Here is a 14,779-nt window from a genome sequence, read left to right on the forward strand (position 1 = left end):
CTTCACCTACTTGTACTTATTAAAATAAATGTTATATTATCTATTCCGCCATTTTTAAGCGCTAAATCAAGAAGCTTTTTAGCACTTGTTTCTAAATCATTTGAATTTATAACTTCTAAGATTTCATCTTCGCTTACCATATTTGTTAATCCATCTGAACATAATAAATAAATGCTATCAGGATTAAAATCCATAGATTCTACATCAACACTTAATTTTTCAGATGTTCCTAATGCTTTTGTAAGCACATTTTTCTTTGGATGATTCTTAGCCTCTTCTTCGTTAATTTCTCCAATTTCTATTAGATAATTAACAAAAGAGTCGTCTTTAGTAATCCTTTTTATAGAACTATTTATTTCATAAATTCTACTGTCCCCAACATTTGTATAATATAAATTATCTTCATCAATGTATATTAAGGAAAGGGTAGTTCCCATTCCTCTATATTCATTCTTTTCTACAGACATTTCTAGAATTTTTTCATTTGCCTTATAAACAGATTCTTTGATTGCTAAAGCAATTTCTTCTTTATCATCAATTTCTCTGTTGTCTAAAACTTGACTTATAGTTTTAACTGCTGTTTGGCTTGCGATTTCGCCAGCCTTATGTCCACCCATACCATCAGCCAGGATAAAATATTTTTTATTATCTTGATCTATATAATATGAATCTTCATTATTTTCGCGAACTATTCCCTTGTCTGTTACGGCTATAAAATTAATCATTTCAGCCTCCTTTATAATCACGTCTAAGTTGTCCGCAGGAAGCATTAATATCTGCTCCAAGCTCTCTTCTTATTGTAACATTAAGGCCCTTAGATTCAAGCTTTTTCTTAAAGGCATAGACTGATCTTTTGTCTGGTCTTTTGCCAGAATATTCCTTAATATTATTAAGGGGAATCAAGTTTATATGAACTTTTAAATTATTTAGAAGATTTTTTAATTCCTTAACATTTTGGTCTTTATCATTTTCACAATTTATCAAAGTATACTCAATTGTAAGCCTTGTATTTGTTTGGTCGCAATAATATTTACAAGCTTTAAGCGCTTCTTCAATTGAATATTTATTAGTGATTGGCATAATTGCTTTTCTATCCTCATTATTGCTGGCATGAAGTGATAATGCCAAGGTAACAGGATATTTTTTATCTGCTAATTTATAAATATTTTCAACAATTCCACAAGTTGATATTGTTAAATTTCTATAAGAAAAATTTCGTCCATTTTCATCATGAATTAAATCTAAAAATCTAATTAGGTTTTCATAATTATCAAGTGGTTCTCCACTTCCCATTAAAACTACATTAGAAAGATTTATTCCATACTCATTTTCGACAGAATATATTTGAGATAACATTTCAGAAGCTGTTAGGTTTCTTACCCTGCCTTCTTTTGTTGATGCACAAAATACACATGACATCCTACAACCAACTTGAGTAGATATGCAAAGTGAATATCCAAATTTATACTTTATTAAAGATCCCTCTATAATATTTCCATCATCTAATTGGTATAAAAGTTTTTTTGTTTCATCTATTTTTGATGAATAGTCTTTTAAAATACTAAGTTTTCTAATTTCTTCATTTTCTAATAAATTATCTATTAATTTCTTTGGTAAATTTGAATTTTTTATATCTAATCTTTTTTGTGCATGAAAAAAATTAAATAATTGCTTAGCTCTAAATTCTTTTTCACCATATTTTTTTACAATTTCTTTTAATTCATCTATATATAAAGAATTTAATTCCATACTACTTCCTTTTTAATTTGCAGATGCAAAAACCATCAGTATTATCTATATTTGGATAAAATCTCTTAAAATCTTGATCCATAGTTTTTACTATTTCAAAATTATCATTTTCTTTTAATACTGATTTTACAACATCTTCATTTTCAGTCTTGCTAAGCGTGCAAGTAGAATATAAAAGATTTCCACCAACTTTTACATAAGACAAGGCATTTTTTAAAATTTGCTTTTGTAAACTAGCAAGATTTTTTAAATCTTCATTGTCCTTGTTATATCTTATTTCAGGCTTTCTCCTATAAAGCCCAAGTCCCGAACAGGGTGCATCCACTAAAACTAAATCAAATTTATCGATAAAATCTTTGTTTATTTTGCTTGCATCATTCTCTCTAAGACTGATATTTTTTATGCCTAGTCTTTTTATATTTTGATCCATCTTTCTTAGCCTAGCAGAAGATATATCACAAGCTAGTATAGATGCTTCTCTATTTAATAAAGAAAGGTTTATACTTTTGCCACCAGGAGCAGCACAAAGGTCTAAAATTTCTCTTTCTTCTTTATCTGTCGCAATTTCTGCAACTATTATTGATGCTAGGTCTTGTATATAAAAATAACCTTTTTTAAATAAATCGCTGTTTATAATATTTTCTGGATTTAATATTTCTAGACAGTTTTTACTGTATGAGTTTTCACTATAAGAGAACTTATTTTTATCTAATAATTCTTTAAAAGCTGCAATACTTGTTTTTACTGTGTTTACTCTTATAAAGAATGGTGCTTCTTCATTATTTTTTCTTAACAAGTCTTCAGTAAATTCTTTACCTTCTTCTTTTAAAATTTCATCTACAAAAAATTGAGGATGGGAATATTTTATTGATAAATACTTGCTATAATCATTTTTCTTCAAATCATCAATATAATATCCACTTGCTATTATTTTTTCTTTGTCTCTTACAATGTTTCTTAAAACTCCATTTACAAAGGAAATACTGCCCTTATTTCCATTCTTCTTAGCTAATTCAACTGATTCATTTACTATTGAATAAGCGGGGATTTTATCTGTAAAAAAGATTTGATAAACGCCCATTTCTAAATTTATTAAGATTAAGTCATGGATTTTTTTCAATCTAAGCTTGGAGTTTTTTCTAATAATATAGTCTAGTAAAATTTTATTTTTTAAAACGCCCTTACAAATATTGGCAAGTAAATTATAATCAATATCTTTTATATTTTTATTAGAAGCTCTTTTTAATTCATCATTTAAAAAAGCACCCTTATTTATTACATTATTTAATATTAAGAGTGCTTCTGCTCTAGGATTAACCATATATTAATCCCTTCTTCTTGATAAGGCTAATAGTCTTAAAAGTTGTCCTATTGCTACTATTGTTGATGCTATATAAGTTAGGGCAGCTGCTTCTAAAACTTTCTTTGAGCCCTTTAAATCTTCTGTATTTAAAATTCCTTGAGCTAATTCTTTTTGAGCCCTTCTACTTGCATCAAACTCAACTGGTAGAGTTACAATTTGAAATAATACTGTGATTGCAAATAGGGCAATACCAACTTTTAAAAAGAAGCTTGAAAAAAATAAACCAAGCATAATCAAAAACATTGATGTTTGAGACCCTATATTAGCAGCAGGAACAAGTGCCGCTCTAATTTTTATCGGAGTGTATCCACTCGCATGTTGTATAGCATGTCCAACTTCATGAGCAGCTATTGCTAAAGATGCTACTGAGCTTCTATTGTAGATATCATCAGACAAATATAGTGCATTTGTTTCTGGGTTAAAATTATCTGTCAATTTTCCATTTATCCTATTTATTTCAACATTATTTAATCCATTCCTATCTAATATTCTCCTAGCTACATCTCTTCCTGTTAAGCCAGTGTTGGAGTCTACTCTTAAATATTTAGAGTAAGCTGAGTTTATTTTTGCTTGTGCATATAAGGCAAGTAGAAGTCCAGGTAAGATATAAATTAAATAATCAAAGCCATATCCATAATATCCGTACATATTATTTCCTCCAGTCTATTTTCCTAAAATAGTACCTTTTTCAATTTTATTTCCAAGTAAAAATGACTTTATATCCATTTCTTTTTTGCCTGGAAATTGAAGCCTTTTAACATTTATATGACCATCTAGGGTCGCTATTTTTAATTCCTTATTGCTACTAACAACTTCTCCATTGGCTGCATCAGTTTTTTCTTTATCTATTGAAATATCTGTGATTTTAAATCTAGTTCCATCTAGGGTTGTTGAAATTGCGTATCTTTTTGGCATAGCTCTTAAAATTCTTTGAATTTCTTCAGCTGATTGTTTTTCAAAATCAATAAAGCCATCTTCTTTAAAAATTTTTTTAGCATAGCTTGATTTTGAATCATCTTGTTTTTGAAATTCAATTTTATCTTCTTTTAAATCTTCTATAAACTCAATTATTAAATCAGATCCGATCCTACTTAAATCTTCTTCTAATTCTTCAAAGTTTTTATCATTAATTTCTGTCTTTTTGATAAGAGCAACATCGCCTGTATCGAGTCCTTCTTCCATTTTCATTATGCTAACTCCAGATTCTTTATCTCCTTGCATAATGGCTCTTTGAATTGGGGCTGCTCCTCTTAGTTCAGGAAGTATTGATGCGTGAATATTAACTGAATAATATTTTGGAATATCCAAAATTTTTCTAGTTAATAATTGACCAAAAGCAACAACTACAAATAAATCAGCTTCTAAAGATTTAAGATATTCCATAGATTCTTCTGAGTTGATATCCATAGTTTGATAAATATTTAAACCTAGCTTTAAAGCTTCTTCCTTCACTTCATTGGCCTTAACTTTTTTGCCCCTGCCTCTTTTTTTATCTACTCCTGTAACTACACAGACAAGATCTTCACACTCATTTAATCTTCTCATTGCTTGATTTCCAAAGCTAGAGTTTGACATAAAAACTATTTTCATTCTTTTACTTCCTCATTATCCTTTACTACATACATTTCTATCGCCCTATCTGAATATAAAATTCCATTTAGGTGGTCAATTTCGTGTTGGATAATTCTAGCTAAAAAATCTCTTGTTTCCAAAGTTTTCTTGTTATTATCTTTGTCATAATAATCAACTACTATATGGGTGGCTCTTTTTACACTGCCTTGTTTATGTGGAAGTGATAAACAGCCTTCGATTTGAACTTCTTCCCCATCCATTTCTTTTATTACAGGGTTTACCATTTCAAGTTTATTATCTTCCCCATCATCAATTACTATAACCCTTTTTAAAATTCCAACTTGTGGAGCTGCTAATCCCACTCCTTCTGCATGGTACATAGTTTCAAACATATCTTCTACTAAATATTTTAATCTATTATCAAATTTTGTAACTTCTCTTGATTGTTTTCTTAATAATGGATCATCATCTATTCTAATATTTCTTATTGCCATAAATTCACCTTCATTTTCTATATAAATTCTATATCAATATAAACTTTGTATTTATCTAAAACTTTCTCTTCCTTATTTATTACCCTTTTAACTATATCTGCTAACTTATCAATATTTTCAGGAGCAACTTTTAGACTTATCTTAGTTTTGTATTCATTATTAATTCTTGGCATACTTATAACCCTAGTATGCTCTGCATAAAATCCTTTAATTTCCTTAGATAAGCTTTCTAAAAATTTATTAGATATATCGACAAGGCTTACATCGTTTTTGCCAACAAAATAAATATTTAGCATCTTAGTAAAAGGTGGGTAATTAAACCTTTTTCTCATTTGGATTTCAGTGTCATAAAATCCTTCATAGTCAAAATTTTTAGCATACTCAATTGCATAATTTTCAGGCTTATAGGTTTGTATAACTGCAAGTCCTTCCTTATTGGATCTTCCAGATCTTCCAGCTACTTGAGTTAGTAATTGGAATGTTGTTTCATTTGCCTTGTAATCTGCTATAAATAAAGATAAATCAGCTGCTATAACTCCAACTAGGTTTAGGTTTTTAAAATCAAGTCCCTTAGCTAGCATCTGAGTCCCTATCAAAATATCAGCTTCATTATTTTTCATTGACTCATAAGTTTCTTCATAGGATGTTTTTGTATTCATTGTATCTTTGTCCATCCTAATAATCCTAGCTTGTGGAAATAATTTTCTTATCTCATCTTCAACTTTTTGCGTTCCGATGCCAAATTGTTTTATATACTTGCTTGAGCAAGAAGGACATGTCTCTGGAAGTCTTTTTGTGCTTCCACAATAGTGGCAACGCAATATATTATTTGTCCTATGGTAAGTCATTGATATATCGCAATTATCACACCTGATTACATAGCCACACTTCCTACAAGAAACAAAATTTGAAAATCCTCTTCTGTTTAAAAATAAAATTATTTGCTCTTTATTGTCTAACTTTTCTTTAATTAAATTTAATAGTTTTGCAGAAAAAATCGAAGTATTTCCATGAGCTAATTCTTCTCTCATATCTACCAGGTCGACTTCCGGAAGTCTTGCCCCTTCTACTGCCCTGTTTTTTAATTGGAAAAGTTTTATTTTTCCATTTTTTGAAGCATAATAATCGCAAACATCTGGAGTTGCTGATCCTAAAATTAATTTTCCACTTTTAATTTCCATTCTTTTCTTAGCAACTTCAATCGCATCATACCTAAGAGCATTGTGAAAATTGTAGGATGAGTCATGTTCTTCGTCTACTATTATCATTTTTAAATTTTTAAAAGGTGCAAAAACTGCTGACCTTGCTCCGACAACCAAATCAACCTTTTGATTTTTGATTTTTTGCCAAGAATCATATCTTTGACCCAAAGAAAGTCTAGAGTGCATGGTCGCAACCCTATCTTTAAAACGACTTTTAAATCTTTCTATCATTTGTGGAGTCAAGGAAATTTCTGGAACAAGAACTATGACTTGTCCGCCCTTTTTTATTACATCTTCAGCCAATCTTAAATATAATTCTGTCTTGCCAGATCCTGTTTGTCCATGGATCAAAGCAATATTATCATCCATATTTTTTATGCCGGCTAAAACTTCTTTTTGTTCCTTATTTAATTCAAATTCCTTATTTTTATATGATTTCTTATAAGGATTTCTGTCTATCTTTTTATCATATATTTTTAAAATTTGCTTTTTTTCTAAATTATTTACTGGAGAATTTGATATATTTAAATCTTTTAGTGTATCTTGTAAGGATCTTTCTCCATTTTCTTTGAGATATTCAATTACACTTAGCTGTTTTTTAGTTATTGAAATTTTTCCACTTTCAATTATTGAGGTGTAGTCATCATTTAAGCATAGATATTTTTGAAATTTATCTGCTGAAAAAGTTTGTATTAGAAAATTTGTCTTTATCTTATTTTTATCTAGCAATTGGTTTAATATTTGATTCTCATGCTCAGATAATTGATCTATGACCTTATTATTTTTTATTTTTTCTAATAAATCTTTTTCTTCTTCGTTCAGACCACTTTCATCAAGAATTTCATAGTTTTTTTTAATCTTTTTTATATCGCCTGGTGGCATAATTGGTGTAAAAGTCTTTGATATACCTGTTAGGTATTTTTTGCTCATCCAAAGACCGAGCTCTATCAAGTCTTCGTTTATTATTGGGTCATGGTCTAAAAGTCCATAAATTTCTTTGGGTTCATAATTTGATTCATTTTTTTCTTTTATTTTTATAACTACTGCTATTTTTTTCTTGTTGCCTCTTCCAAAAGGAACTACTACCCTACTACCAGCTTTTATATCCAAAAAAGAAGGGCAGGAGTATGTGTATAAGACATCAATCTTAGATATTGTATTTTCTAAAAAAACATCTAAATACTTCATTAAATCTCCTTGCCCTATCATAAAAGAAAGCAAGAATAAATCTTGCTTAAAACAACTCTCTTACCCTATTTAAAATAATATCTGCAAGCTCTATCTTCTCAAGTTTTTCCAAACTATCAATCTTGCCATTTCTATCTAAGATACTGACAATGTTAGTATCTTGCTTAAACCCTGCTCCTGCTTGTTTGATATTATTTACAACAATTAAATCAAAGTTCTTTCTTTTTAATTTTCCCTTAGCATTTTCAATTTCATTTGAGCTTTCTGCTGCAAACCCAACAATTATCTGGTCATCAGATTTTAATTTTCCAAAATGTTTTGCTATATCAACATTTTCTGTCATTTCAATAATATTTAAAGATTTTTTGTCTTTTTTAATCTTTTCATCAGAATAAGACTTTGGTTTAAAGTCTGCTGGAGCCGCTGCTTTAATTAAAACATCTGTGTTAGAAAAGCTTTTTTCTATTGCATCAAACATATCTTGTGTGCTGGTAATTCTTATAAAATTATCAACTTTAGGTGGTTTTATACTTGTTGGTCCAGAAATTAAGGTAACCTCTGCTCCCCTGTATTTAGCTCTTTTTGCTAAAGCATAACCCATTTTACCACTTGAATGGTTTGATACAAATCTTACTGGGTCAATCGCTTCAAGTGTTGGACCAGCTGTTATTGTAAATTTTTTGCCTTGCAAATCTTTTTCTGTTAGAGCTTCATCAATAGCTTCTAATATTTCAGATGGCTCTAGCATTTTGCCTGAACCAACATCTTCACAAGCTAGTAAATCATATTGAGTTCCAAGAACTATAACCCCACGCTTTCTAAGAATTTCTAAGTTTTTTTGATTCGCTTCAGATTCTAGCATTTGGGTGTTCATAGCTGGAACAAACATAACTTTTGACCTTGAAGCCATAAGTATTGTTGTTAAAAGATTATCCGCTATTCCATTTGCATATTTTCCAATTGTATTGGCAGTTGCTGGTGCTACTACTATTATATCTGCCCACTTAGCAAGAGAAACATGCTCAACATTCATATTTGATAGCTGATCAAACATATCTATATGAACAACATTTGAAGACATTGTCTGCATAGTTAATGGTGTTATAAATTTTGTAGCTGCAGGAGTCATAACAACTTTTATATTAGCCCCTTGCTTTCTTAGCGCACTTGATAATGAAGGAATTTTATAGGCAGCTATTCCACCTGTTATTCCAAGTAAAATATTTTTACCCTTAAGCATTATCATCAGAGCTTTCTTGATCTATGTTCGATTCTTCTAGCTTTTTATTTTTTAAAATTTCAAGCTTTTCTTCTTTTTCTTTTTCTATCTTTTCTTTGTATTTTTTATCACTCATAGTTTCTCCGTATACAATGGCTCCGTCCATAACTTCTTCCATTGCAACAGATACTGGTTTAGTGTCTGAAGTTTCTATAAGTGGATCAGATCCTTCTACAAGTTTTCTAGCTCTTTTAGAAACTAAAACAACTAGAGAATATCTTGAATCTGTTACTTGTTCTAATTCATAAAATGAAGGTATATACATCAATCTTCTCCTTCTTCTAATTTTAATTCTTCTTTGATATTCTTATATCTTTTTACTCTTAATCTTTCAGCTGCAATGATATTTTCTATGTCTTTAACAGCTTGAGAGACTTCCTTGTTTACGACAAAATAATCATATTCTCCAACAAAATCTATTTCTTTAAAAGCATTTTTATATCTAGTGTTGATTTCTTCCTCATTTTCTGTATCTCTTTTTATAAGCCTGTTTTTAAGTTCGCTCATAGTTGGAGGAAGTAGGAAAATAAAGACTGCCTCTTTATATTTTTCCTTGATTTGTAAAGCTCCTTGAACATCTATTTCAAGTAAAACTATTTCTCCTTTTTCGATTTCGTCAAATACGAATTTTTTAGGAGTTCCGTAATAGTTAGTATGAACAAAAGCATACTCAAGCAAGTCATCATTTTCTACCATATCTTCAAATTCTTCTATGCTTGCAAAAAAATAATTGTCTCCATCGACTTCGTTAGGTCTTGGTGTTCTAGTTGTTACAGAAGTTGAAAATACTATTTCTTTGTTTTCTTTCATCAACTGTTGACTAACTGTTCCCTTACCACTTCCTGATGGGCCTGATAAAACTAATAAAAAACCTGCTGCCAAGTAATTTCCTCTTTTCTTTACTATTCTATGTTTTGGATTTGTTCTCTTAATTTCTCAATATCTGATTTTGCTTCAACTGCTATTTGCAAAATATCAATATTATTAGTTTTAGAAGCTATTGTATTAATCTCTCTATTCAATTCTTGTACCAAGAAATCAAGCTTTCTACCTATAGCTCCTTTTCCCTTTATTATATCATTAAATTGGCTTAAATGAGAAAAAACCCTAGTAATTTCTTCATCAATTGACAACTTATCTGCCATTATAGCTAGCTCTGTAGTTAACCTTGGAAGATCAAGATATTTTTCATCTACATTGTTTGATATTGTTTCCTTTAATTTTTCTTGATTTTCTTCAAGTGCTTTTGGAGCAAGTTCTTTTATTTTATCTGCATATATTCTTATATTTGCTAATATTTCTTCAAAGCTTTCTTTGATGTTTTCGCCTTCTACATTTCTCATTTTTATAAAATTATCCAAGGCTTCATTTAATGCAGCAAAAATTAATTTACTATACAAATCTTCATCTAGGTCTGATGATATATTTGTCATAACTCCTTGCATAGCATAAATATCTCTTAATCCAATCTTATCTTCGATTTCAAATTCATCTTTAAGATCACTTAAAGCATCATAGTATTGTTTTGCTAAAACTTTATTTATGCTTACATCAAATTCTGAAATATTTAAATAATCTAAGTTTAAAAATACATCAATCTTTCCCCTGTGAACCCTAGATTTTATTTCTTTTTTTATTTTTTCTTCTATAAAAATCAAAGTTCTTGGTAATCTAACATTAATATCACAATACCTATTATTTACCGATTTGATTTCAATTTTTACTTTTAATTTATCATCTGAACTTATGCCTAGGCCGTAGCCAGTCATACTATTCATATTGGCACCTCTTTATATTTATAAAAAAAGTTAATATGGTAGATCCATATTAACTTTTTTAAATTACTTTATTACTATATTATATATTTTACCTGGTACGTAAATTTCTTTTACTATTTTTTTATCTCCTACATAGTTGGCATAGTTTTCATTGCTCTTTGCAATTTCAACAACCTCTTCCTTGCTAGCATCTTTACTAGCTTGGATTGTATATCTTACCTTACCATTAAATTGAACAGGAATTTCAACTGTTTGGTCAATTGTTTTACTTTCATCATATTTTGGCCATTCTTGTCTGTTTAGATATCCATCTAAACCAACTGTTTGCCACATTTCTTCTGTTATATGAGGAGCTACTGGATTTAATAACAATAAATAAGTTCTTAAATCTTCTTTTGTCAACTTATCATATTCATTAAATTCATTTAATAAGCTCATCAAGGCTGCTATTGCAGTATTAGCTTTTAGATTTTCATAATCATGGCTAACTTTTTTGATTGTCTTATGGATTGATGATTCAAGTTCTTTTGTATACTGATCTGAATCTACAACTTTTTCTTGTAATTTCCAAACTCTTTCTAAGAACTTTCTACATCCTCTAACTGTATCATCAGACCAAGGTGCATTCTTTTCAAAATCACCTATAAACATTTCATAAAGTCTTAATGTATCGGCACCATACTCATCAACTATGTCATCAGGATTTATAACATTCCCTCTTGATTTCGACATCTTTTCATTGTTATTACCTAAGATCATACCGTGAGATGTCCTCTTTGAATAAGGTTCTTTAGTTGGAACAACTCCTATATCATATAAGAATTTATGCCAGAATCTAGAATATAATAAGTGAAGTGTTGTATGTTCCATTCCACCATTATACCAATCTACTGGAGTCCAATAATTGATTGCTTCTTTAGATGCTAAAGCTTCGTCATTGTGTGGATCAGTATATCTCAAGAAATACCAAGAAGATCCTGCCCATTGTGGCATTGTATCAGTTTCTCTTTTAGCTGGCTTTCCACATTTTGGACAAGTTGTATTTACCCATGAATCCATTTTTGAAAGTGGACTTTCTCCATCATCTGTTGGTTCATAAGATTCTACTTCTGGAAGTAAAACTGGTAAATCTTTCTCATCAACTGGAACCCAACCGCAGTGGTCGCAATGAACTAGAGGTATTGGTTCTCCCCAATATCTTTGTCTTGAAAATACCCAGTCTCTTAATTTATAGTTAACTTGTTTATGACCAAGTTCTCTTTCTTCTATAACTTCAATCGCTTTTTTAATTGCATCTTTTACATTTAATCCATCTAAGAAGTCAGAATTTATCATTGTTCCATTATTTATATCAACATTTGGTAACTCATCTGATTCTTTAGATTGTATTACTTGAACTATTTCTTGATTGAACTTGCTTGCAAATTCATAGTCTCTTTCATCATGAGCAGGAACAGCCATTATAGCTCCTTTTCCATAGCTCATCAAAACATAATCAGATATCCAAATTGGCATTTCTTTATTATTTAAAGGGTTTATTGCCTTTAAGCCCTTAAGCATAACACCAGTTTTTTCTTTATTTAATTCTGATCTTTCAAAGTCTGATTTTTTTGCAACTTCAGCTTTATAGTCATTAACTTCATCTATATTTTCAATTCTATCTTTATATTTTTCTATGCAAGGATGTTCCGGAGCAACAACCATATAAGTTGCACCAAAGATTGTATCTGGTCTTGTTGTATAAACATCAAGATGATCTTCTGTGTCCTTTATATTAAACTTAATTTCAGCACCCTCAGATCTTCCAATCCAGTTTTTTTGTTGAGTTTTTATCTTTTCAACATAATCAACATCATCAAGATCATCAATTAATCTTTGCGCGTATTCTGTTATTTTTAGCATCCATTGGCTTTTAACCTTATGAATTACTCCTGTTCCACATCTTTCACAATTTCCTCCAACAACTTCTTCGTTGGAAAGACCTACTTTACAAGATGGACACCAGTTAATTGGCATCTCAGACTTATAAGCTAGTCCGTGTTTAAATAATTGTAAGAAAATCCATTGTGTCCATTTATAATAGCTTGGGTCAGTTGTGTTTACTTCCCTTGCCCAGTCAAATGAAAATCCTATTGATTTTAATTGTTCTTTAAATTTTGCAACATTATTTTCTGTTACTATTTTAGGATGAATCTTATTTTTAATAGCAAAGTTTTCAGTTGGAAGTCCAAAAGCGTCCCAACCTATTGGGTAAAGTACGTTATATCCTTCTAGTCTTCTCTTTCTTGCTACAATATCAAGAGCTGTATAAGGTCTTGGATGCCCTACGTGAAGTCCCTTTCCTGATGGATAAGGAAATTCTATCAAAGCATAATATTTTTCTTTATCTGATTCATTTTCTGCATGGAATGTTTGGTCTTGGTCCCAAAAATCCTGCCACTTTTTTTCTATATCTTTTGGATTATAACTTGTCATATTTCCTCCTAAAATTCCGCTTGTCCAACTGTTCTTGGGAACGGAATTACGTCTCTTATGTTTTTCATTCCAGTTATATACATAACAGCCCTATCAAAACCAAGTCCAAAACCTGAATGAACCACACTACCATATCTTCTTAAATCTAGATACCATTGATAGTCATCTATATGCATATCTTTATCTCTCATCTTTGCTTCAAGAATTTCTAGATTGTCCTCTCTTTGAGATCCACCAATGATTTCTCCAACTCCTGGAACAAGTAAATCCATTGCTGCTACTGTCTTTTTATCTTCATTTTCTTTCATATAGAAAGCCTTTATATCTTTTGGATAATCAGTTACAAATACTGGTTTTTTAAATACTTCTTCAGTAATGTATCTTTCGTGTTCTGTTTGTAGGTCAATTCCCCATGAAACTTTATATTTGAATTCTTTTTTAGATTTTTCTAATATATCAATAGCTTCAGTATATGTTATTCTAGCAAATTCTGAATTAACTATATTTTCCAATCTATTTAGCAAATCTTTATCAATAAATTTGTTGAAGAATTCCATTTCATTTTTTGCATTTTCTAGAACATAGTTGATGATGTATTTTAACATATCTTCTGCAACTTCCATGTTCTTATTGTTATCAGCAAATGCCATTTCTGGTTCAATCATCCAAAATTCTGCAGCATGTCTTTGAGTATTTGAGTTTTCTGCCCTAAAAGTTGGTCCAAATGTATAAATATCTTTAAATGCTAAAGCAAAACTTTCAGCTTCAAGTTGTCCAGAAACTGTTAAACTTGTTTTTTTGCCGAAAAAGTCTTTTGAATAATCAGTTTTACCATCTTCATTTTTTTCAACATTATCAAGATCAAGTGTTGTTACTTGGAACATTTCCCCTGCACCTTCTGCATCTGATGCAGTAATTATTGGAGCATGCAAATATATAAATCCTCTTTCTTGGAAGAATTTGTGTATTGCAAAAGCTAGTATAGAACGAACCCTAAATACTGCATTAAAAGTATTTGATCTAGCTCTTAAATGAGAGATGGTTCTTAAGTATTCCATAGTATGTCTCTTTTTTTGTAAAGGATAGTCTTTTTCTGAAATACAATAAGCTTTTATGCTAGTTGCATGTACTTCAACAGCTTGTTTAGAACCTGGGCTTTCTACTACTTCTCCTTCAATACAGAGTGATGAACTAATAGGATACTTTTCAATCTCTTTAAAATTATCGAGTTTGTCATCATAAACAATTTGCAGTGTGTTAAAATTTGATCCGTCTGTGAGCTCAATAAATCCAAAATTTTTAGAACTCCTGCTTGTTTTAATCCAACCTTCAATTTTTATTTCTTTCCCAATGTAATCTTTACTATTAAATAAAATATCACTAATAGTCATCTTTTTCCTCCTAATTTATTTATCTATATAAGATGTATTATATTCGTATTTGAAAATATTGTCAATTGAACGAATTACGCGATTTCCATCATATATAATTAAATTTATAATTTTAAAGCCATATCTTGTTTTTTTATTTTTACATATTATTTTCCAAACAAAATTCTATTCATTTTTAATTTTAATTTTAATTTTTATCGCTTCTTCATAAATATCTATATTTAATTTTATTTACTAAAATGAACATAAAAAAAGAAGTCTGCAAGGCAAACTTCTTTATAAGTATAA

The 14,779-nt window shown here is 29.8% G+C and carries 13 protein-coding genes; all 13 read right to left on the reverse strand.

What is annotated here, in order from left to right:
* Nucleotides 1-2: 2 nt before the first annotated feature.
* Complete coding sequence (locus HGPB_RS00290; RefSeq protein ID WP_019131681.1) at nucleotides 3-725, reverse strand: Stp1/IreP family PP2C-type Ser/Thr phosphatase; 723 nt, start codon at nucleotides 723-725, stop codon at nucleotides 3-5.
* 1 nt (nucleotide 726) lies between these two features.
* Nucleotides 727-1,749, reverse strand: a complete 1,023-nt coding sequence (gene rlmN / locus HGPB_RS00295; RefSeq protein WP_019131682.1) for a dual-specificity RNA methyltransferase RlmN — start codon at nucleotides 1,747-1,749, stop codon at nucleotides 727-729.
* A 1-nt stretch (nucleotide 1,750) separates the two neighbouring features.
* Complete coding sequence (gene rsmB / locus HGPB_RS00300; protein WP_019131683.1) at nucleotides 1,751-3,070, reverse strand: 16S rRNA (cytosine(967)-C(5))-methyltransferase RsmB; 1,320 nt, start codon at nucleotides 3,068-3,070, stop codon at nucleotides 1,751-1,753.
* 3 nt (nucleotides 3,071-3,073) lie between these two features.
* Nucleotides 3,074-3,760, reverse strand: coding sequence for a zinc metallopeptidase (locus tag HGPB_RS00305; protein WP_019131684.1), 687 nt, complete (start codon nucleotides 3,758-3,760; stop codon nucleotides 3,074-3,076).
* Between the two features lie 15 nt (nucleotides 3,761-3,775).
* Nucleotides 3,776-4,702 carry a methionyl-tRNA formyltransferase gene (gene fmt, locus HGPB_RS00310; RefSeq protein WP_019131685.1) on the reverse strand — a complete coding sequence of 309 codons (927 nt, stop codon included), beginning with the start codon at nucleotides 4,700-4,702 and terminating at the stop codon, nucleotides 3,776-3,778.
* Nucleotides 4,699-5,178 (reverse strand): peptide deformylase, encoded by a 480-nt coding sequence (gene def / locus HGPB_RS00315; protein ID WP_019131686.1) that lies wholly within the window; start codon nucleotides 5,176-5,178, stop codon nucleotides 4,699-4,701. Before def ends, fmt begins: the two co-directional genes overlap by 4 nt.
* A gap of 17 nt (nucleotides 5,179-5,195) precedes the next feature.
* Nucleotides 5,196-7,568 carry a primosomal protein N' gene (priA, locus tag HGPB_RS00320; RefSeq protein ID WP_019131687.1) on the reverse strand — a complete coding sequence of 791 codons (2,373 nt, stop codon included), beginning with the start codon at nucleotides 7,566-7,568 and terminating at the stop codon, nucleotides 5,196-5,198.
* A gap of 46 nt (nucleotides 7,569-7,614) precedes the next feature.
* A complete protein-coding gene (gene coaBC, locus HGPB_RS00325; protein WP_036738073.1) occupies nucleotides 7,615-8,808 on the reverse strand; it encodes a bifunctional phosphopantothenoylcysteine decarboxylase/phosphopantothenate--cysteine ligase CoaBC in 1,194 nt (397 codons plus the stop codon).
* The gene (rpoZ, locus tag HGPB_RS00330) at nucleotides 8,801-9,112 is read right to left on the reverse strand and encodes a DNA-directed RNA polymerase subunit omega (protein WP_019131689.1); all 312 of its coding nucleotides are present in this window, start codon (nucleotides 9,110-9,112) and stop codon (nucleotides 8,801-8,803) included. Before rpoZ ends, coaBC begins: the two co-directional genes overlap by 8 nt.
* Complete coding sequence (gene gmk, locus HGPB_RS00335; RefSeq protein WP_019131690.1) at nucleotides 9,112-9,729, reverse strand: guanylate kinase; 618 nt, start codon at nucleotides 9,727-9,729, stop codon at nucleotides 9,112-9,114. Before gmk ends, rpoZ begins: the two co-directional genes overlap by 1 nt.
* Nucleotides 9,730-9,749: 20 nt before the next feature.
* Nucleotides 9,750-10,625 carry a YicC/YloC family endoribonuclease gene (locus HGPB_RS00340; protein ID WP_019131691.1) on the reverse strand — a complete coding sequence of 292 codons (876 nt, stop codon included), beginning with the start codon at nucleotides 10,623-10,625 and terminating at the stop codon, nucleotides 9,750-9,752.
* A gap of 63 nt (nucleotides 10,626-10,688) precedes the next feature.
* Nucleotides 10,689-13,100 carry a leucine--tRNA ligase gene (gene leuS, locus HGPB_RS00345; protein WP_019131692.1) on the reverse strand — a complete coding sequence of 804 codons (2,412 nt, stop codon included), beginning with the start codon at nucleotides 13,098-13,100 and terminating at the stop codon, nucleotides 10,689-10,691.
* A gap of 8 nt (nucleotides 13,101-13,108) precedes the next feature.
* Complete coding sequence (asnS, locus tag HGPB_RS00350; protein ID WP_019131693.1) at nucleotides 13,109-14,491, reverse strand: asparagine--tRNA ligase; 1,383 nt, start codon at nucleotides 14,489-14,491, stop codon at nucleotides 13,109-13,111.
* Nucleotides 14,492-14,779 lie beyond the last annotated feature (288 nt).

This window comes from Peptoniphilus obesi ph1 (genome assembly GCF_000311865.1).
Lineage (GTDB): Bacteria > Bacillota > Clostridia > Tissierellales > Peptoniphilaceae > Peptoniphilus_E > Peptoniphilus_E obesi.

Bases quoted from the DNA above. Each gene is read 5' to 3' on its own strand.
- HGPB_RS00290 (WP_019131681.1), bottom strand. From the start codon at position 725: ATGATTAATTTTATAGCCGTAACAGACAAGGGAATAGTTCGCGAAAAT.
- rlmN (WP_019131682.1), bottom strand. From the start codon at position 1,749: ATGGAATTAAATTCTTTATATATAGATGAATTAAAAGAAATTGTAAAA.
- rsmB (WP_019131683.1), bottom strand. From the start codon at position 3,070: ATGGTTAATCCTAGAGCAGAAGCACTCTTAATATTAAATAATGTAATA.
- HGPB_RS00305 (WP_019131684.1), bottom strand. From the start codon at position 3,760: ATGTACGGATATTATGGATATGGCTTTGATTATTTAATTTATATCTTA.
- fmt (WP_019131685.1), bottom strand. From the start codon at position 4,702: ATGAAAATAGTTTTTATGTCAAACTCTAGCTTTGGAAATCAAGCAATG.
- def (WP_019131686.1), bottom strand. From the start codon at position 5,178: ATGGCAATAAGAAATATTAGAATAGATGATGATCCATTATTAAGAAAA.
- priA (WP_019131687.1), bottom strand. From the start codon at position 7,568: ATGAAGTATTTAGATGTTTTTTTAGAAAATACAATATCTAAGATTGAT.
- coaBC (WP_036738073.1), bottom strand. From the start codon at position 8,808: ATGCTTAAGGGTAAAAATATTTTACTTGGAATAACAGGTGGAATAGCT.
- rpoZ (WP_019131689.1), bottom strand. From the start codon at position 9,112: ATGTATATACCTTCATTTTATGAATTAGAACAAGTAACAGATTCAAGA.
- HGPB_RS00340 (WP_019131691.1), bottom strand. From the start codon at position 10,625: ATGAATAGTATGACTGGCTACGGCCTAGGCATAAGTTCAGATGATAAA.
- leuS (WP_019131692.1), bottom strand. From the start codon at position 13,100: ATGACAAGTTATAATCCAAAAGATATAGAAAAAAAGTGGCAGGATTTT.
- asnS (WP_019131693.1), bottom strand. From the start codon at position 14,491: ATGACTATTAGTGATATTTTATTTAATAGTAAAGATTACATTGGGAAA.